The following is an 18,449-nucleotide window of genomic DNA, read 5'->3' as shown; positions in this document are numbered from 1 at the left end:
ACGCGTGCGCGTACGGCCGACGGCCGGTCCAGCAGTACTACGGGAGTGCTCAGGAATGGGCGACCGCCGGATTCACGGCGTCGAACACCATGACCCCGGTCTCGGGATCAAGGAAGAACGTCGCTTCGAACGCCCCGCCCGTCACCTGCGAGGTGAATCCCTCACTCACCTCCCAGGCCACCCCCTCCGGCACCCTGGAGGAGATCCCCGCCAGCGTGGCCGGAGCCTCCTCGGCCGGCACCCAGTCGTGCTCCTTCCGGAGCCGCTCGGCATCGGCGTCGGCGAGCTGCGCCACGCCCGAGAGGCGGAAGTCCGTGGGGCCCGGCATCCTCGACGGCCTCCCGAAGTCCTTCGTGACCCATTCGACGGACGTGATGTCCCCGAACTCGGGGAATCGCTCCAGCACGGGTTCCTTGTCCCGCTCGATCGTCTGCTCCGGTTCCGGCTCCGCCGACTCCGGCGAGCGCGCCGAGGACCCCGCGGGGCTCCGGACGCTCGCCGTATCGGCCACACCGCTGCCGCAGCCGGTGATCAGTGCCAGCGCCGCGACGAGCGCGACTGCCCCGTACGCCCGGCGGACGTCACCGCGGGCCATTGGTCACCACCGTGCTGCTTCCCACGTCTCCCCTGTTCCATGTGACGACTCGGGTCAGCGAACCGCTCACCATGAACGGTTTCGCCCAGCCGAGGGTAGCGAAGCGGCCGTTCTCGGCGTCCGACGCACCCGATGCCTTGTCCTTCATCCCCTTGTTGAAGTCGTACCGGTCCATCGCGTGGACCGTGATCGTCATCGTGAACTTGTCGCCCTGCGAGGTGACTTCGGCGCTGCCCCAGATCTTGTGATCGCCCAGGGTCTTGTCCCAGTTCTCGGTCTTCGTGTACAGGTCGGCGCCGGTCATGCTCCGTGCCCCGCCGGTCATGTCGAAGGTGGACTTCCCGGTCTTCCCGCTGAGGATCTCCGCGGCGTTCTGTGCCCGGGCGATCTCGCCGTCCACGAAGGCTCCGATGGCCTCGTCCTCGTGGTAGCCCTCGTTGTAGTTCACCTCGAAGTCCGCCCCGGTGTTCTCCCTGTAGTGGGCGTAGGCGGGCACGGCGTCGTCGAGTGCACCGTCACCGTAGAAGCCGAGCGAGGCGAGCAGGCCGCCACCGATCATCTTGGCCTTCCACTTGTTCCAGCTCACGTAGTCGCCGGCGGTCGGCTTGGAGTTGGGGTCGTAGGGGAAGTCGTCGTCGTACGTGACCTTGGGTTCACTGGGCGCGCCCTCCGTGTAGCCGCCACCGCTGGCCGGCTTGGAGGGTGCCAGGAAGAGGCTGGTCATCGTGCTGCCGCCGCCGCACACGTCCTTGATGCCCTCGGCGCACGGCAGGTGACCGTCCAGCTCGATGAAGCTGGTCGGGTTGCCGCCGGTGAAGGCGTAGCGGTTGCTGGTGTACGGATCGGAGCCGAGGCCCATGTCCGCGAGGGCGCCGTTGTACATGTCCCGGGTGGTGAAGCGGTTGAGGCCCGGGCTGTAGTTGCGGAAGCCCATGTCGTACGTGCCGGACTGGGCGTCCCAGCGCTTGGCGTTGTACCGGTAGGGGTTGTAGCTCTCCTCGGTCGGGTCGCCGGCCTCCGGCTTGTCGATCCCGGTGAACTCGGACTCGTCGTCGTTCCCGTAGGCGGTGTACCCGTAGGTGGCCTTGGTGTCGCCGTCCTCGGTGGTCAGCGTCTCGACGTCGGTGTGGCTGTTGTATCCGTAGAAGCCGTCCTCGCTCGTCCCGTCGGTGTTGTGCTTGACCTGGGAGAGGCGCTCGCCCCACGGGCTGTACTGGTAGGACTTGGTGATCTCGCCGGCCACCTTCTCGTCGAGCACCTCACCCGAGAGGCCGAGGTAGTCGAAGTCGGTCGTCTTGGCGTCCACGGTCTTGGTCGCCGTGCGGTCCAGCGGGTCGTAGGTGTACTTGGTGGTCTTCTCCGCCCCGGCGTCGTCGAGGCTGGTGCTCTCGGTGACGTGGTCGAAGCCGTCGTAGACGGTCCGCTCGACGACCTTGCCCCCGCTGGTCACCGACTGCTGGCGGCCGAACGGGTCGTAGTCGTACGTGGCCGTGGCCCCCGCGGTGGTCGCGGAGAGCAGCCGGTTGCGGTCGTAGGTGTACGTGGTCGTGTCGCCCTTGACGGTCTGCGACACGACGTTGGCGTTGTCGTCGTGGGTGTAGGTGTCGGTGCCCGCGCCGGTTCCGGTCTTGACCGACTTGGCGAGCCGGTCGGCCGGGTCGTAGGTGAAGGTGGCGGTGGAGTCGAGGTACGCCGTGTTGTTGTCGGCGTTCATCTTCTTCGCCACGTCCTGCGACTTGTTGCCGTTCGGGTCGTAGGTGTAGGTGTGCGACGAGACCAGCGTTCCGTTGGCCTTCTTCTCCGCCTGGGTCCTGACGACTCCGTCGAGGTAGTAGGTGAGATCGACCGTGTTGCCGTTGGCCTTGGTCTCCTTGAGCCGCTGCCCGCGGTCGGTGTACGTGTACGACGTGACCTTGGGCGCGGTGTCGGTCGCGGTCTTGCCGACCGAGACCGTCTTCACCAGGTCCCGCAGGTCGTAGGTGTACTTGGAGTACTGGTCGGGGTGAACGACCGTCTCCGGCTTGCCGTTGGCGTCGTAGGTGTAGGAGGTGGACTTCTTCTCCTGGCCCGCGAGGGCCTCGGTGACCTTCTGGACCTGGTTCAGGCCCGTGTGGGAGATCGTGTACGCGTCGACCCGCGCGCCGGACGAGGTGTCGTCGATCGACGTCAGGTTGCCGTTGGCGTCATAGGCGTACGAGAAGGAGCGCTTTTCGGTGTCCGTGTCGCCCGAGTTGTTCCGCACCAGCTTCACGCCGTCGGCGACGACCGCGCCACCGGTGTTCCGGGCCAGCTGCAGCTTGGCCGTGTTGCCCCGGGTGAAGGTGAACGAGCCCAGCGAGACCCAGGTCCCGGAGTTCGCGTTCTGGTCCTTGGTCACGTCGGTGGTACCGCCGGAGTGGGTCACCGTGTACTTCGCGGCCGTGGCCGCACCGGTGACCTTCGGGTACTTGACGTAGGCCGTGTAGGCGCCGTCCTGCGGAATGTTGAGCTTCCAGGTGAAGGACTCGGTACCGGCACCGGCGGCGTGGACCTGGTGGTCGTACCCCTGCTGGCCGGAGATGCTGCCCTTCGTCCACGTGCCCGTGGAGCTGGTGTTCTGGGTGTCGGAGTTGTCGACCAGGACGACGGAGCTGCCGACCGGCACGCCGTCGTCCGCCTTGGACTTCAGCTTGCCGTCCGGGTAGAAGCCCCAGGTCATGGTGCGGTTGGACGAACCACCGGCCGAGGTGAGCGTACGGGCCGTCTGCTGCCCGAGGTTGTTGTAGTCGTACGTGGTGACGATGTCCCACGGGTCGGTGGACTTCTTGGTCCAGCCGTTGTCGAAGTACTCGAAGACGGTGTCGTTACGGACCGTCTGGCCCTCCGACGGCGGCAGGGAGGTCTTCCTGACCCGGCCCACCTCGTCGTACTCGGTCTCCGACCACACCTTGTGGTTGTAGCGCGCGTCGTTCGGGTCGTACGGCTGGATCTGCCGCTTGGGCCGGTTCAGCTGGTCGTACGTGGTCTCCTGGACGAAGTCCTCGGTGCCCCCCGTGGCAGTACCGCGCGGGGAGACGATCTTGGTCGTGTTGCCGACCTGGTCGTACTCGTACGTGACCGTGCGATAGGTGATGGGGCTGGTGCCGTCGTGCGGGGTCCTGACCTCCTTCTGCATGCCCCGCTCGTCGTAGGTGATCAGGGTGGTGTTGTTCTCCGCGTCCGTCGAGGACAGCGTCAGCGAGTCCTTGTCGTACGTGGTCGACGTCGACTTGCCCGCAGCGTCCGTGACCGTCGTGATCCGGTGGTTGAGGTCGTAGACGGTCTTGCTGGTGAAGTCGGTGGAGTCGGCGGTCGCGTTCTTCTTGGGGTCGATGACCTTGGTGACGTTGCCGACGTTGTCGTACTCGTACGAGATCTTGTCGCCCACCATGTTGGAGACCGAGGTCAGCTGGTAGATCTCGTTGTACGTGCTGACGGTCCGGAAGTCGTCCGGGGTGGTCGTGGTCAGCGTTCCCTTGGGCTCGGTCGAGCTCTTGAGGTTGCCGACCTTGTCGTAGGTGTACGTCGCCACGCGCTCGTCGGCGGTGGTCGTGTCCTTGGGCGCGGTCGCCGAGATCAGTTGGTCGGCCGCGTCGTAAACGGCGGTCGACTCGGCCAGGTTGGGCGCCTTGGACAGGGTCACGTTGTCGTTCGCGTCGTAGACCGGAGCCGGGGTCGTGATGAGCACGCCGGCGTTCTGGTCCTTGGGCGAGGTGCTGGTGGTCGGACGGCCGAAGACGTCGTATGCCTGGGTGGTCTTCTTGGACAGCGCATCGGTGACCGAGGTGACCTGACCTCGCTCGTCGTAGACGAACGCAGTCGACTTGTTCAGCGCGTCCGTGATCGTGGCCGGGTAACCCGTCGGCCCGAAGCCGGTGTTCACGGTCGCGTTGCCGTTGGCGTCGACGGCCTTGGTCAGCTGCCCGAAGGCGTCGTACTCGTACGTCGTCGTGTAGTCGTCCACCGTCGCGGTGGCGACACCCTTCGGGTCTGCCACCTTGGTGAGGTTGCCGAAGGTGTCGTAGCCGAACTGCCAGGTGCGGCCCTCCGGCGAGATCTTCTTGGCCAGGTCGGCCCCGAAGCCGTCGGGACGCGGCTTGTACTCGTACTTCTGCGCGTTCGCCGGGTAGACGCCCGGGGCGCACTCGCTCTGCGCCGGGACGCCGCTCTTGTTGTTCTCGGCGTCACGCTGCCAGAGCGGGTAGCCGGTCTTCTGGTCGTAGCAGTACGCGGTCTTCGCGCCATTGTCCTCTTCGAGGTACGTGACGTTGTTGTCCGCGTCCCAGAGGAGCTTCGTGGTCTGCGACTTGGCGTTGACGGTCTGCACCGCGCGGCCGAAGTCGTCCATCACGAACGCCGAGCCGTGCTGCTCGGCGTCGGTGACCGTGGTGTCGGTGAACTTGGGGTTGGTCGCGTTCACCTTGTACGCGAACCCGGTGGTGCCCTGAAGCCGGTCGGTGAGGGTCTGGGTCCACCAGTGGTACTTCGGGTCGTCGCCCTCCTTCGGGTAGTAGTACGCCAGGGCGGTGGAGTTGGCCCGCGGGTCGGTGACCTTGACCAGCTTGACGTTCTTGTTGCCCTGGGTGGCGTCGTACTCGAAGCCGAACACCTTGGGCTGGGACGAGCCCGCACCGTCGGTCAGCTTGGTGAGAAGCCCCTTGTCGGAGTACTCGAAGGTGACCTTGCGCTGCGAGATGTCGGTCATCGACTTGACGTGGTCGTCGACCTTCGGTCCGGCCTCGCCCTTGGCGTAGTACTCGACGGTCAGGCTCTGACGGCCGGCCGGGTCGGTGATGTACTTGAGGAACTTGGTCGGCTTGTTGTTGGACTTGCGCTCTTCGTACGTGTACGTCTGCGTGTTGCCGTTCTTGTCGACGGTCGACGTCATGTAACCGTCGCAGCCGAACAGGAACCTGGTCCCGTCGGGACGGGTCATCGTCCACGCGTCGGGGATCGGGTCCTTGTCCGGGGTGCAGTCCAGGCCCAGCTTGGCTTCCAGCTTGTAGTGGACGCCGGCCGGTGCCTTCCAGCTGCCGTCGGGCTGCTTGCTGAAGACGTGCGTGGTGCCGTCACCGTCCGGGAGCTTGACCTCGGTCGGGTGGGGCTTGGGGTGGAACTCCAGCGGCGCGCCCAGGCGGGTGGGTCCTGCCACCTGGCCGGACCAGCCGTGCCCGAGGACGGTGTCGGAGGTGTCGAGCGTGTTGTAGGAGAAGCGGGCGAACGTGCTCACCCCACGCCCGGGGTTGGAGAACGCGTTGTAGGACCAGACGCTGTTTCCGGAGGCCGTGTTGTTCATGACCGTCGAGCCGGCGCCGGTGTTCTTGCCCGCGTAGGAGTAGAACTTCTCCAGGCCGAGCTGGTTGGAGGTGGGGTCCTCCACCGCGACGTTCTGTTTCAGGCCCGGGATACCGGCGGTGCCGGAGACCCAGGTGCTGTTCGTCTTGTTGAAGACGTCCCAGGTCAGCGCGTAGTCGGTGCGCTTGTTGCCCGAATCGGAGTTGATCGGGGTCTTGACCTGCGCCTGGAGGCTGACCGAGTCACCCGGTGCGACATCACTGGGCAGGGCGGTCTGGATCTGGTTGCCGCCGTTGGTGACGTCCGTGCCGTCCGGGAGGGCCCACTTGTAGGTGAGGACCTGGTCGGTGGCCTTCCACGTGGTCGTGGTCGTGTTCGTGAGGTTGAAGTCGACCGTGTAGGTGGTGTTCGGCGTCATCCGGGCCGGGGTCTGCGGCGCGAAGTACGTCGAGGCGGTCGTCGAGTCGATGTAGCTGACGACGATCTTCGGGTGGAGCTTGGCCTCGGCGCCCTCGGAGGACAGGAACAGGGTGCGTTCCTGCTTAACGGCCTCGTCGGCCATCTTGATGGCGACGCCCTTCTGGGACGCCGGGGTGGTCACCCAGGACTGGGCGAGCGAGGTGACGTTCCAGTCGTGGCGGGCCGGGTCGTTCGTCATCGACCCGGTGTCCGACACGGTCGCACCGACGTCACCGCCCGGAGCGGTCCAGTTGGTCGTCGCGTTCGCCTTGGTCCAGGTGGCGGTCTCGTCGAAGTCCTTCGTCAGGGGCTTCAGTTCGTAGATCGCACCAGCGCTTTCCTGGCTGGTCTGGGTACCCCAGAGCCGTACCGTCGCATCCAGGACACGGGCGGTCGCGGGGATGCCCAGCGCCGGGAACTTCAGCAGCGCACGGGTGTCACCGTAGGTGAGGGAGTTGTTCCCCGCCGAGATCCAGGTCTGCGGACCACCCTCGGTGAGCGTGTCATGCGCAAGCGCGGGCTCAGCCGAGGACAGAGTCGTATCGGCCGACGCCTCCAGCACCTTGGTCGTGCGCCCCGCCTTCGGGAGCCTGACCAACTGCGTCTGCGCGGGCAGGACCTGACGGTCCTTCGTCTTCACCGCGATCATGTAGTAGTACGCACGACCGAACGGATCCGCGTCCTGCGCCTTGGTCGGCACCGCCGTGGTGTCCGTGAACGACGTCGTACCCGGTGCGACGGGAGCGACCATCGTGGCGGCGGACGGGGTGAACGTCTGGTTGATCGAGCGGTGGACCTGGTACTCGACCAGGTCGTCATCCGTGTTCGCGACGGACGGGTCGACGTACGTCGACCAGTTCAGCTCGGCACCGGTGTCGTGGATGGTCGTCGGGGCGGCGAGGTCGACGCCCTGGCGGCCGTAGGTCAGCACGAGCTTGGGGTAGTTCGCGGACTCGCCCGCGTAGCCGAACTCGCTGCCCTCGTAACGCGGCCCGCCCTTGGGCCCGTTGACGCTCTCGTCACCGGCCTTGATGACGAAACCGTTGTTGGTGTTCGTCCCGTCGATCCACGACTGGACCGTCTTGGTCACCGGGAAGGTGTGCCACGCGTTGAGCTCATTGGGCTTCTTCGTGACCACACCGCCCTTCGTGAAGCGGACGGCGTCGGCCAGAACGGTCGTCGTCGTGGAGGCGGGACCGTCACCGAGAACGATCTTGCCGAGGGTGCCCGCCTTGAACGGGTGCGTACCCAGGGTCTTCCACACACCGGCGGTGCCGGCCTGCTGATTGACCGTGTACGCCTTGGTCCCACCGTTGTAGGTCACGGTGTAGGGGGTGTTGGTGGCACGGTCGGTGGCCGGGACGTAGTGCGTCTCGACCTGGTAGTCACCGTCCTCCGGAAGGCTCGGCTGCCAGGTGTAGGTGTCCCCGGCGACCGTGTCCTTGTTGTAGAGGTAGTCCTGGTTCGTCGCGTACTGCGTGTACGCCGTGTTCCCCGACGCCGGCCACGCACCCACCGCAGCGGTCCGCCCCGCGTCACCGTCATCGACGAGCACCGACGTACCGGACAGCTCACCGGTGAAGGTGTTCGCGCTGTTCCACGTCGCGTCCGCCTCGGACCACGGCTGCGTGGCCCGGTGCGCCTCCAGCTGCACCTCGGTGTCACCCGCGGTGTGCGTCTGGTCGTAGTACAGCTTCAGATCGGCCGAATCCAGCTTGGTACCCGCCGGGACGGTGCCGAGGGGGAAGCGGATCAGGGCCCGCGAAGAGCCCGTACTCGTATTACCGACCGACAGACGCCAGTTGTCGTCATAGTTCGACGCCGGACCGTCCGAGGAAATCATCACGTCCTGCGCCGAAGACGGCGTCGGCGCAATCGTGATCGTCGGATCGACCGTGACCGGGTACTGCCGCTCCTTCGCGGCCAGCCACTTCGCATCCGGTGTGACCGTCAGCTTCCAGTCCTCACCGGACTTGGTGAGCCTCTGCTCCACGGCGGGGCTGTAACCGGCCCCGTAGGGGGCGGTCGCGTCCCTCTTCGCGTCCGTCATGAACGCCGCGGGAATCACGAGAACCGGATTCGGAGCCTCGCCGTAGAACTCGACCGAGCCGTCCTTGCCCGACTTCGGCGTCAGCCCGCCCGCGTCCAGCGTGAACGTGAACGACACCGGACCCGTCGGCCGCTCCGCGAGAACGATGTTCTCCTTCACCCGGCCCGGACCCACCACATAGGACAGGTCCGCGCCCGGCACCGCGTTCTTGTACGTCACGGTGTTGCCCTCGGCCACCGGCGCGAGCTTGCCCGCGCCCTGAAGGCCCAGCGTCACCGTGTGGCCCTCGGCCTCGAACTTCAGCAACCGGTCCGCATCCGTACCGAACCAACTGCGCGCCGCGTTCGTCGTGTTCGCCAGCGCGAAGCCCTTGGCGTCGGTCTCGGTGACCGTCGGATCAATGTTCTTGAACGACTTCCCCGAGCGGTAGCCGGTCGGCTCGACCGACACCTCGGTCTGCACCCGACCGTCCGACAACCGCCAGAACCGCTGATTCGCCGTCCGCCGGCCCGTCAGCTCCGCAACCCGCTTCGCCTTCGGAGCCGCCTTCCCCGCCGGCAGCTTCTCCCGGCTCGGCAGAACAGGACTTCCACCCGTCCTGGGCGCCTCTGGCTCGTTCTCGCCCTCACTGTCGGAGAACCAGCCCTTGAAGGCATCAACGATTCCATCGCCGTCATCACCCGACACCTCAGCCGCATAAGCGACTTGCGGCAACATCGTCGAAGCAACTGCCGACACCACAAGGCAGGCAACAGCCCGCCCGAGTCTCACTTTCACGCCATTCCCTTCATCGGCACGCCGGCGAGGACCCCCCTGCCAGTCGCACTCAATGCCGACCTGAACGACGACCTACCTCCGGGCATGCCAACCGGACCACCGCCCGAATGCAGGGAAGTGGCCTCGCCGAAGACGCATCGATCAAAGTCGGGGGCTGTCTAACGGATTGTTTGAATGCCAGTCAAGAGAGTTCATAATTCGGGTATTTGACACCCCGAGAGAACACCGGGTGAGAATGCGTGCCCCAATTAACCCACTTCTTCCGCGTCCTGGCACGTGCGGTTTCTGATGGTGTATAACCCAGGCGAACTCGCTCCGACCGAAAGCGCGGCCATGTCCACAGCTCAGGAACCGAACGACCCGGAACAGCCGGAACAGCCCGACGAGCCGGAGCAGCCCGAGCAGTCCGAAAGCACGGCTGCCGGTAAGGCATCCCGGAGCCCGGACCTGCGCGGCATCGCCGTCGCAGTGGCGCTGCTGCTCGCCTGCGGCGGACTCGTCACGTACGGAATCCTCGACTCGAACGACGAGCAGGCGGACAAGAAGTCCGCGGTCCCCACCGCCGACGTGACGTACGAGGTACTCGGCGAGGGTGCTGCCGACATCTCCTACCGAGGGGACGGCACGGCCGACCGCGCGCAGGTCGTGAAGGACGCCGAGCTGCCGTGGAAGAAGACCGTGCGCGTTCCGCTCGGCGCCTCCCCCGTCGTCAACGTCACCCTCGGCGAGAAGGGCGGCGAGGCGAGCTGCACGCTCGCCGTGGGCGGCAAGCACGTCCAGCGCGCCACCGCGTCAGGGGTCTTCGGACGCAGCACCTGCACCAGCGAGCTCCCCGCGCCGGAGTCACCGGTTCCGGCTGACGGAACGGGCTGAGTCCCGGACCGTCGGGGCGGCGCGCTCAAATCCCCCGGCGGACGTGCGGCGGGGGCGGTGCCGCCGCCAGGGTCTGCTCCGTCCAGATGACCTTGCCGTCGTCGGTGTAACGGGTCCCCCACCGGTCGGCGAACTGGGCGACGAGGAAGAGTCCGCGGCCCCCTTCGTCCGTCGTGGCGGCCTGCCGCAGGTGGGGTGAGGTGCTGCTGTGGTCGGAGACCTCGCAGATCAGTGAGCGGTCACGGATCAGCCGTACGCGGATGGGTCCTGCCGCGTGACGGATCGCGTTGGTGACCAGCTCGCTGAGGATCAGCTCCGTGGTGAAGGACTCCTCGGTCAGTCCCCACTCGGCCAGCTTCTCCGAGACATCGGCCCGTACCTGCGACACCGCCGACGGGTCGGACTGTACGTCCCAGTCTGCGATGTCCGCCGGGTCGAGCCTGTGGGTGCGTCCGACGAGCAGGGCGATGTCGTCGCGGGCCCGGTCGTTCACCAGCCTGCGGACGGTCGCCTCGCAGGTGGCCTCCGGCGAGTCGGCCGCGTGCTCGGCGAGGGTGCGGCGCAGCAGCTCCAGTCCTTCGTCGATGTCGCGTCTCCGGTCCTCGACGAGCCCGTCCGTGTAGAGCACCAGATCGCTGCCCTCGGGCAGCAGCACCTCCAGGGTCTCGAAGGGCAGTCCGCCGAGACCCAGCGGCGGGCCGCCGGGCACGTCGGCGAACTCGGCGGTGCCGTCCCGGTGGACGATCACCGGCTGGAGGTGGCCGGCCCGGGCCATGGTGCAGCGTCCGGAGGCCGGGTCGTAGATCGCGTAGAGGCAGGTCGCTCCGGTGACCGCCGCCTCGGCCGGGTCGTCCTGGTCGATCCGGGCGACCAGTTCGTCCAGGTGCCACAGGATCTCGCCGGGCGGCTGGTCCAGGGTGGAGAAGTTGTGGACCGCGGTGCGCAGCCGCCCCATGGTGGCGGCTGCGTGGAGCCCGTGGCCGACGACGTCGCCCACCACGAGCGCGACCCGTGCGCCGGGGAGCGGGATGATGTCGAACCAGTCGCCGCCGACACCTCCGCGCCCGGCATGCGCGGGCAGATAGCGGAAGGCGACGTCGAGGGCGTTCTGCTCGGGGAGACCGTGCGGCAGCAGGCTGCGCTGCAAGGTCACGGCCATGGTGTGCTCGCGCGAGTAGCGGCGGGCGTTGTCGATGCTGACGGCGGCGCGGGCCACCAGTTCCTCGGCGAGGGACAGGTCCTCCTCGTCGAACGGCGCGTGCCCGGCGGCGCGCCAGAAGATGGCCACGCCCAGAATGGCGCCGCGGGCGCGCAGCGGCACCGAGATCATGGAGTGCACGCCGTTGTCGACAAGTCGCTGGGCCCGGTCGGGGTTCTGCTCCTGCCAGCCGGCGAAGTCCCCCAGCTCCGTTTCGAGGACGGCCTCTCCGCGGTCGAGGCCCGACCCCAGGCGCGTCGTCGGCACGAAGCGGATGGTGGAGCCGACCGGGTGGAGGCCCATGCCGTCCCGCTCGCCGGCGAGGGCCGCACGCCGCATCTCGGTCGCCCCGCGGATGGCGGACGGCTCCTCGCCCTGGAGCACGGACTCGACGATGTCGACGGTGGCGAGGTCGGCGAAGCGGGCGGCGGCGAAGTCCGCCAGTTCCTCGCACGTGCGCACCACGTCGAGGGTGGTGCCGATCTCCGCTCCGGCCTCGTACAGCAGATCCAGCCGGGCCCGGGCCACGTCGGCCCTGCCCGTCAGGGCACGCAGTTCGGTGGTGTCCCGCAGCGTCGTCACGCTGCCGGGTGGTCCGCCGTCCTTGTCCGTCGACCGCTGGTTGACGGCGAGCAGGCGGTCGCCGACGGGGTGCAGTTCGTCGGTGACGGTCCGGCCCGATACCAGCAGCTCCGTGGTGACCGGGTCGAGGCCCAGCTCGGGGACCGTGCGCCCCTCCACTTCCGGCGGAAGGGGGAGCAGCCTGCGCGCCTCGTCGTTGGCGAGCAGCAGACGGCCGTCGCCGCCGATGATGACGACGCCCTCCCGCACGGCGTGCAGGACGGCGTCGTGGTGCTCGTACATCCGGGTCATCTCGGTGGGGCCGAGGCCGCGCGTCTGGCGGCGCAGACGCCGGCTGACGAGCGCCGTGCCGCCGGTGGCGACGAGCAGGATCCCGCCGGCGGAGCCGAACAGCAGCGGGAACTGATCCTCCGCAGCACCGCTCACACGTTCGATGGTGATCCCGGCGGACACCAGGCCCACGACGGTGTCGTTACGGTCGGTGACCGGCACCACGGCCTGGACGAGCGGTCCGATGGTTCCGGTGATCTGCTCGACGACGATGCCGCCGTTCAGGGCGGGCTCCAGATTGCCGACGAACTTCTTGCCGATCCGGTCGGGCAACGGGTGGGTGTAGCGGATTCCGTCCGTGCTCAGCACGACGACGAAGTCGACCCCGGAGCCCTTCCGGGCCGCTTCGGCGCTCGGCTGAAGCACTGCGGTGGGGTCGGGGGCCTTGAGGGCCGCCGCGGTACCCGGCGCGTTGGCGAACGTCTCGGCCACGGCGACCGACCGGTTACGGGCCTCCCGTTCGCTGTCGGCCCTGGACTGGAGCACGAGCGCGGCCACGGCAGCGGCGACCAACAGCACCACGATCGCCACTTGCAGGAGAAAGACCTGACCGGCGACGGTCCGCATCCTGAGAACCGAGCGCGGGCGGCCGTAGCGTCCGGCCATGCCCTCTTTTTACACCCTCCGCATAGTCCGGGCGAGCCGCACGACGCATCGCGCCACGCGCGGGCCGGGCCCGCGGAACGTCGGAGACCGCCGCCCGGCCCTCCGTACACCGGCCCTCCCGGCCTGCACGGCGTGATCCAGTGGCACACTGGCCGCGCCGTCCGCCGCGTGAAGGAGTCCGCAGTGCCGATCGTCCGCAAACTACGTCACGCGGTACGCCGGGCCCACCGGCCCGGCGTGGACCTCAGCCACCCCGCGCGCTCACCGCTGGGCAGCGCGGTGGTCAACTGCGTGCTGTACGAGGACGGCGTCCGGCACCCGGCCGCCTGCCCGCCGGACGAGGCACTGCGCCGGGTCCGCGACTCCGGCCGGGGCTTCGTCTGGCTCGGGCTGCACGAACCGTCCGCCGAGGAGTTCGCCGGGGTCGCCGCACTGTTCGGACTGCACCCGCTGGCCGTCGAGGACGCGGTCAACGCCCATCAGCGGCCCAAGGTGGAGCGGTACGAGGACATTCTGTTCGCCGTCTTCAAGACCTGCGGCTACGTCGAGCACGAGCAGCTCACCGCGACCAGTGAGGTGGTGGACACCGGGGAGATCATGATCTTCACGGGCGCCGACTTCGTGGTCACGGTGCGGCACGGCAGTCACGGCTCGCTGGGGCCGCTCAGGGAGGCCCTGGAGGCGGACCCGGAGCAACTGGCCAAGGGGCCCGCCGCCGTGCTGCACGCGATAGCCGACCGGGTGGTGGACAACTACCTGCTCGTCGCCGAGGCGGTGCAGCACGACATCGACGCGGTGGAGACCGCGGTGTTCAGCGAGCATTCCGGCCGGGGCGACGCCGGGCGGATCTACCAGCTCAAGCGTGAGCTCATGGAGTTCAAGCGGGCGGTGGCACCGCTGAGCCGGCCGCTCCAGGCCCTGGCGGCCGGGCCGATGGGGCCGGTGGGCCCGGAGTTCCAGCCGTATTTCCGCGATGTCGCGGGGCATCTGGCCCGTACCACCGACCAGATCACGTCGTTCGACGCGCTGCTCGACTCGGTGCTCCAGGCCCACCTGGCTCAGGTGACCGTCGCCCAGAACGAGGACATGCGCAAGATCACGGCCTGGGCCGCCGTCATCGCCGTACCCACCATGGTCTGCGGGGTGTACGGCATGAACTTCGCGTACATGCCGGAGCTGCGGTGGACCTACGGGTATCCGTTCGTCGTCAGCGTCATGGCCACCGCCTGCTTCCTCATCCACCGCGGCTTCCGCCGCAACGGCTGGCTCTGACGGAGGCGGCTCAGCCGGCGGTGAGGATCTCCTCGATCCTCGCCAACTCCTCCTCACCGAACTCCAGGTTCGCCACCGCTCCGACACTGCTCTCCAGCTGAGCGACGCTGCTCGCGCCGACCACGGCGGAGGTGACCCGGCCGCCCCGCAGCACCCAGGCCAGGGCCAGCTGTGCCAGGGTCTGGCCGCGCTCCTTGGCCACCTGGTCGAGTGCCCCCAGCCGGCGCACCAGCTCCGGGGTGACGGCCTCGGGGGTCAGGAACGGGCTGTCGCCCGCCGCCCGCGAGCCCTCCGGGATGCCGCGCAGATAACGGTCGGAGAGGATGCCCTGCTCCAGCGGCGAGTAGGCGATGGAGCCGGTGCCGAGCTCGTCCAGCGCGCTCAGCAGCCCCTCCTCGGGGCGCCGGTCCAGCATCGAGTAGCGCGGCTGGTGGATGAGCAGCGGGGTGCCGAGCTCGCCCAGGATGCGGGCGGCCTCGCGGGTCTGCTCGGGCGAGTAGTTGGAAATCCCGGCGTACAGCGCCTTGCCCTGGCGCACCGCGGTGTCGAGCGCGCCCATCGTCTCTTCGAGCGGGGTCTCCGGGTCGGGGCGGTGGGAGTAGAAGATGTCGACGTACTCCAGGCCGAGGCGGCTCAGGCTCTGGTCCAGCGAGGCGCGCAGGTACTTCCGCGACCCCCACTCCCCGTACGGCCCGTCCCACATGCCGTAACCCGCCTTGGTGGAGATGACGATCTCGTCCCGCAGGTGGGCGAAGTCCGTCTTCAGGGCGCGGCCCATGGTGACCTCGGCGGAGCCGGGCGGCGGTCCGTAGTTGTTGGCGAGGTCGAAGTGGGTGATGCCGAGGTCGAAGGCCCTGCGCAGGATGCGGCCCTGGTCCTCCGGATTCCGGTCGCCGCCGAAGTTGTGCCACAGGCCGAGGGACAGCGCGGGCAGCAGCAGGCCGCTGCGTCCGGTGCGCCGGTAGGGCATGGCGGAGTAGCGGTCGGCCGACGGGAGATACATACGCGGGGCTCCACGGAGAGGTCCTGGGAACGCGCCGGGCTCGGTGCGCGCCTCCAGGCTGGCGCAGAACGATCCAGCAGTCCAACAGGAGATTCCGGTCGGATTCATCGCCTACATTTCTCAATCATGGAACTGCGTCAGCTGGAGCACTTCGTCGCCGTCGCCGAAGAACGGCACTTCACCCGCGCCGCCGAGCGTCTCGCGGTGTCCCAGTCGGGGCTGTCCGCTTCCGTCCGGGCGCTGGAGCAGGAGCTGAGGACTCCGCTGTTCAGCCGGACGACACGGTCGGTCCGGCTCACCGAGGCGGGACGGGCCCTCCTGGTGGAGGCGGAACGCACGCTGGCGGGGGCGCGGGCGGCTAAGGACGCCGTCGACGCCGTACGGGGGCTGCTGCGCGGCACGCTGACCGTGGGGGTCGAGCAGTGCGTGGCCGGTGTCAGCCCCGCGCAGTTGCTCGCGGCCTTCCACCGGGCCCATCCCCATATGGAGATCCGGCTCCGGCAGGAGGGCACGTCGAGTCTGCTGGACGGGGTGGCCGGTGGACGGCTCGACATCGCTTTCGCCGCCACGGTCAGTCCCCTGGAGTGGCGCGGTGAGCTGAGGCCGCTGGCCAGGGAGCCGATGGTCGTGCTGTGCGCTCCGGGTCATCGTTTCGCGCGGGAGAGGACCGTGGCGTGGGCCGAGCTGTCCGGTGAGTCGTTCATCGACTTCCATCCGGACTGGGGCCCACGGCGCGCCGCGGACGAGGCGTTCTCCGCGGCGGGAGTGCGCCGCACGGTGGCCCTTGAGGTGAACGATGTGCACAGCCTCCTGGAGCTGGTCCACGAGGAGCTGGGCATCGCCGTGGTGCCGCAGCACTTCGCCCGCAAGCCCGAGGCCCGGCGCCTGGTGGCGGTGGAACCGGAGGGCGCGCACCGACCGGTGTACGAGAGCGTGGTCGTGCTCCCTCCGGCCCTGGCCATGAGTCCTGGCGCACGAGCCCTGATGACCCTGGTCGGGACGGACCGCCGGAGCTGAGCGCATCGCGTCGTGAGCCACACCGCTCCGGTGCGGGACGCGCCGCGTCCAGGTCCGAGATGTCCGTGGGCCCGAACTCCCGCACCGAGTACGCACTGATCAGGCAGGGGTGTAGCCCCGGTCCCGTACCACCCGGCTCGCGAGCCGGGTGAAGGCGCGGGCCGCCGCGCTCCGGTACGCGCTGTCGCGGCGCAGCAGGGCCACGCGCCGAGCGGGCAGCGGCGGGTCGAGCGCGACGGGAGTGAGGTGCGGATGGTCGTCCGTGACGGCGTCCGGAAGGACCGTGGCCAGCAGAGGGGTGCGGCGCACGATCTCGGTGAGGGCCTGGATGGAGTTCGCCTCCACGGCGACGGGCGGCTCGACGTGGTGCGCGGCAAAGTAGCTGTCGATGTGCCCGCGCGTGGCGAAGTCGTCGCTGAGCAGGGCGAGATGCTGTTCGGCGAGCCTGCTCACGGGCACCGGCTCCCGCGTCGCGGCCTGCGGGGCGTGTGCCGTGACGACCAGGCTCAGGGTCTCCGTGAACAGGGCGTGTGCGGTGATCCCTGCCGGATGCGGCCCCTCGAACGCGATCCCCAGGTCGATCTCGTCGGCCAACAGGCACGCCTCGATACGGTCCTGGGTCATCTCGCGCAGCTGGAGGGTGATCCCGGGATGGCTGGTGTGCAGCTCCTGCACCAGGGGGCCGACGAGGTACGCCGTGAACGTCGGTGTCGTCGCGAGGCGCAGAGTGCCCCGGGACAGGTCCGCCACGTCGACCACGGCACGGTCCGCCGCTGCGAGGTCGCGCAGGGCGCGCCGGGCGTAGTGCACATAGGCGTCTCCGGCGTCGGTGAGCCGGACGCCGCGGCCACTGCGGTCGAGCAGCTGGGCGCCGACCACCCGCTCCAACTGCTTGACCTGCTGGGACAGCGTGGGCTGGGAGATGCGCAGCTCCTCGGCGGCGCGGGTGAAGTTGCCGTGCTCGGCTACCGCGATCAGATAGCGGAGGTGGCGCAGCTCGGGACCCATGGCCCGAACTATAGGTGCGGGGCCGGCCCGCTCCCGGTCACGCCCGTGCGGCGTCGACGACTCACCTATAGATGACATCAATAGCATCTATGGATATCAAGTCTTGGACACTATAGATGCCGGTCATGCATGGTGAATGACGTCGGCCGCAAGGGCGGACAGTCATCGATGGGAGTGCGCATGCACCACCTCTCCGACGGCATCGCGCATTTCCGCCGTGATGTCTTCCCCGCGAAGCAGCAGCTCTTCGCCCACCTGGCCACGCATCACCGGCCCGCGACGCTGTTCATCGGCTGCTCCGACGCCCGGGTGACTCCGGAGCTGATCACGCAGAGCGAACCCGGCGAGCTGTTCGTCGTCCGTACCGCGGGCAATCTGGTCCCCGCCTACGGACCGGGCACGGACGGTGTCGCGGCAAGCATCGAGTACGCCGTCGCCGTGCTCGGCGTGACCGACATCGTCGTCTGCGGGCATTCCGCCTGCGGAGCGATGACGGCGCTGGCCGAGGGGCACGACCTCGGCTCGGCCCCGCTGATCGCGGACTGGCTGCGCCACGCGGACGCGGCCCGTGCCCGGGCGCACTCGGGTCCCGCCGCCCCGGCGGGAGAGTCCGGGGTGGCCACGCTCGTACGGGCGAACGTGATCGCCCAGCTCCAGAACCTGCGGACCCACCCTTCGGTGGCACGCGCCCTCTCGCAGCGGCAACTCTCCCTGCACGGCTGGGTGTTCGACATCGCGACCGGCACCGTGGAGACGTTGGACGAGAGCGCCGCCGTGTCGGCTGCCGCCTGACCGGCGCTCACCCCTCTCCCCCCGACCCCCTCGACTTCCGCGCCTCATCCAGGGGCCGGACCTTCCGAAAGGAATCCCCCATGACGCACGCCCAGTTCTCCCCCGCCGCCCGCGCGACCGTGACCGAGGACGCCGTAGCGGCAAAGATCCGGAAGGATCTGACGTGGCAGCAGATCGCCGACGCCGCCGGCCTGTCCGTGGCGTTCGTGACGGCCGCCGTGCTGGGTCAGCACGCGCTGCCCGAGGACTCCGCCCGCGCGGTCGGCGAGCTCCTGGGGCTGGACGAGGACGCGGTGCTCCTCCTGCAGACCATCCCCACCCGCGGCTCCATCCCCGGCGGCATCCCGACCGACCCGACGATCTACCGCTTCTACGAGATGCTCCAGGTCTACGGCACCACCCTCAAGGCCCTGGTCCACGAGGAGTTCGGCGACGGCATCATCAGCGCGATCAACTTCAAGCTGGACGTGAAGAAGGTCGCCGACCCCGAGGGCGGCGAGCGCGCCGTCATCACCCTGGACGGCAAGTACCTTCCGACCAGGCCGTTCTGACGAAGTTTCACCAGTTGGCGGTG

The 18,449-nt window shown here is 68.6% G+C and carries 10 protein-coding genes; 5 read left to right on the top strand and 5 right to left on the bottom strand.

Going from position 1 to position 18,449, the window contains the following annotated elements:
• Positions 1 to 49 precede the first annotated feature (49 nt).
• Both OG230_RS29600 and OG230_RS29595 read right to left on the bottom strand, forming a co-directional pair.
• Positions 50 to 595: a hypothetical protein gene (locus OG230_RS29600; protein ID WP_328906791.1), complete on the bottom strand. Its 546-nt coding sequence runs from the start codon at positions 593 to 595 to the stop codon at positions 50 to 52.
• Positions 582 to 9,134, bottom strand: coding sequence for a golvesin C-terminal-like domain-containing protein (locus tag OG230_RS29595; RefSeq protein ID WP_328906790.1), 8,553 nt, complete (start codon positions 9,132 to 9,134; stop codon positions 582 to 584). The genes OG230_RS29600 and OG230_RS29595 overlap by 14 nt, the downstream gene beginning before the upstream one ends.
• Before the next feature lie 393 nt (positions 9,135 to 9,527).
• Here OG230_RS29595 and OG230_RS29590 point away from each other — a divergent pair, with 393 nt between their 5' ends.
• Complete coding sequence (locus tag OG230_RS29590) at positions 9,528 to 10,067, top strand: MmpS family transport accessory protein (RefSeq protein WP_328906789.1); 540 nt, start codon at positions 9,528 to 9,530, stop codon at positions 10,065 to 10,067.
• Between the two features lie 25 nt (positions 10,068 to 10,092).
• Here OG230_RS29590 and OG230_RS29585 read toward each other — a convergent pair whose 3' ends face one another.
• Positions 10,093 to 12,783 (bottom strand): SpoIIE family protein phosphatase, encoded by a 2,691-nt coding sequence (locus tag OG230_RS29585; protein WP_328906788.1) that lies wholly within the window; start codon positions 12,781 to 12,783, stop codon positions 10,093 to 10,095.
• A 189-nt stretch (positions 12,784 to 12,972) separates the two neighbouring features.
• Between OG230_RS29585 and OG230_RS29580 the strand changes: the two genes are divergently transcribed.
• Positions 12,973 to 14,055 (top strand): magnesium and cobalt transport protein CorA, encoded by a 1,083-nt coding sequence (locus OG230_RS29580; protein WP_328911576.1) that lies wholly within the window; start codon positions 12,973 to 12,975, stop codon positions 14,053 to 14,055.
• Between the two features lie 10 nt (positions 14,056 to 14,065).
• On the opposite strand, the gene OG230_RS29575 is transcribed toward OG230_RS29580, so the two are convergent.
• The gene (locus OG230_RS29575) at positions 14,066 to 15,058 is read right to left on the bottom strand and encodes an aldo/keto reductase (protein WP_328906787.1); all 993 of its coding nucleotides are present in this window, start codon (positions 15,056 to 15,058) and stop codon (positions 14,066 to 14,068) included.
• Positions 15,059 to 15,184: 126 nt separating this feature from the next.
• Here OG230_RS29575 and OG230_RS29570 point away from each other — a divergent pair, with 126 nt between their 5' ends.
• The gene (locus OG230_RS29570; protein ID WP_328906786.1) at positions 15,185 to 16,075 is read left to right on the top strand and encodes a LysR family transcriptional regulator; all 891 of its coding nucleotides are present in this window, start codon (positions 15,185 to 15,187) and stop codon (positions 16,073 to 16,075) included.
• A gap of 99 nt (positions 16,076 to 16,174) precedes the next feature.
• On the opposite strand, the gene cynR is transcribed toward OG230_RS29570, so the two are convergent.
• A complete protein-coding gene (gene cynR, locus OG230_RS29565; protein ID WP_328906785.1) occupies positions 16,175 to 17,083 on the bottom strand; it encodes a transcriptional regulator CynR in 909 nt (302 codons plus the stop codon).
• Between the two features lie 180 nt (positions 17,084 to 17,263).
• On the opposite strand from cynR, the gene OG230_RS29560 reads away from it, so the two are divergent.
• A complete protein-coding gene (locus tag OG230_RS29560; RefSeq protein ID WP_328911575.1) occupies positions 17,264 to 17,875 on the top strand; it encodes a carbonic anhydrase in 612 nt (203 codons plus the stop codon).
• 80 nt (positions 17,876 to 17,955) lie between these two features.
• A complete protein-coding gene (gene cynS / locus OG230_RS29555; RefSeq protein ID WP_328906784.1) occupies positions 17,956 to 18,426 on the top strand; it encodes a cyanase in 471 nt (156 codons plus the stop codon).
• Positions 18,427 to 18,449: the final 23 nt, after the last annotated feature.

It is taken from the genome of Streptomyces sp. NBC_00234, assembly GCF_036195325.1.
Classification (GTDB): Bacteria; Actinomycetota; Actinomycetes; order Streptomycetales; family Streptomycetaceae; genus Streptomyces.
The sequence above is the reverse complement of the archived record's forward strand: the minus strand, read 5'-3'. Positions and strand labels throughout refer to the sequence as shown.

What these genes read in the sequence shown, in the direction of transcription:
- OG230_RS29600 (WP_328906791.1), bottom strand. Translation starts at nt 595, where the DNA reads ATGGCCCGCGGTGACGTCCGCCGGGCGTACGGGGCAGTCGCGCTCGTC.
- OG230_RS29595 (WP_328906790.1), bottom strand. Translation starts at nt 9,134, where the DNA reads ATGTTGCCGCAAGTCGCTTATGCGGCTGAGGTGTCGGGTGATGACGGC.
- OG230_RS29590 (WP_328906789.1), top strand. Translation starts at nt 9,528, where the DNA reads ATGTCCACAGCTCAGGAACCGAACGACCCGGAACAGCCGGAACAGCCC.
- OG230_RS29585 (WP_328906788.1), bottom strand. Translation starts at nt 12,783, where the DNA reads ATGGCCGGACGCTACGGCCGCCCGCGCTCGGTTCTCAGGATGCGGACC.
- OG230_RS29575 (WP_328906787.1), bottom strand. Translation starts at nt 15,058, where the DNA reads ATGTATCTCCCGTCGGCCGACCGCTACTCCGCCATGCCCTACCGGCGC.
- OG230_RS29570 (WP_328906786.1), top strand. Translation starts at nt 15,185, where the DNA reads ATGGAACTGCGTCAGCTGGAGCACTTCGTCGCCGTCGCCGAAGAACGG.
- cynR (WP_328906785.1), bottom strand. Translation starts at nt 17,083, where the DNA reads ATGGGTCCCGAGCTGCGCCACCTCCGCTATCTGATCGCGGTAGCCGAG.
- OG230_RS29560 (WP_328911575.1), top strand. Translation starts at nt 17,264, where the DNA reads ATGCACCACCTCTCCGACGGCATCGCGCATTTCCGCCGTGATGTCTTC.
- cynS (WP_328906784.1), top strand. Translation starts at nt 17,956, where the DNA reads ATGACGCACGCCCAGTTCTCCCCCGCCGCCCGCGCGACCGTGACCGAG.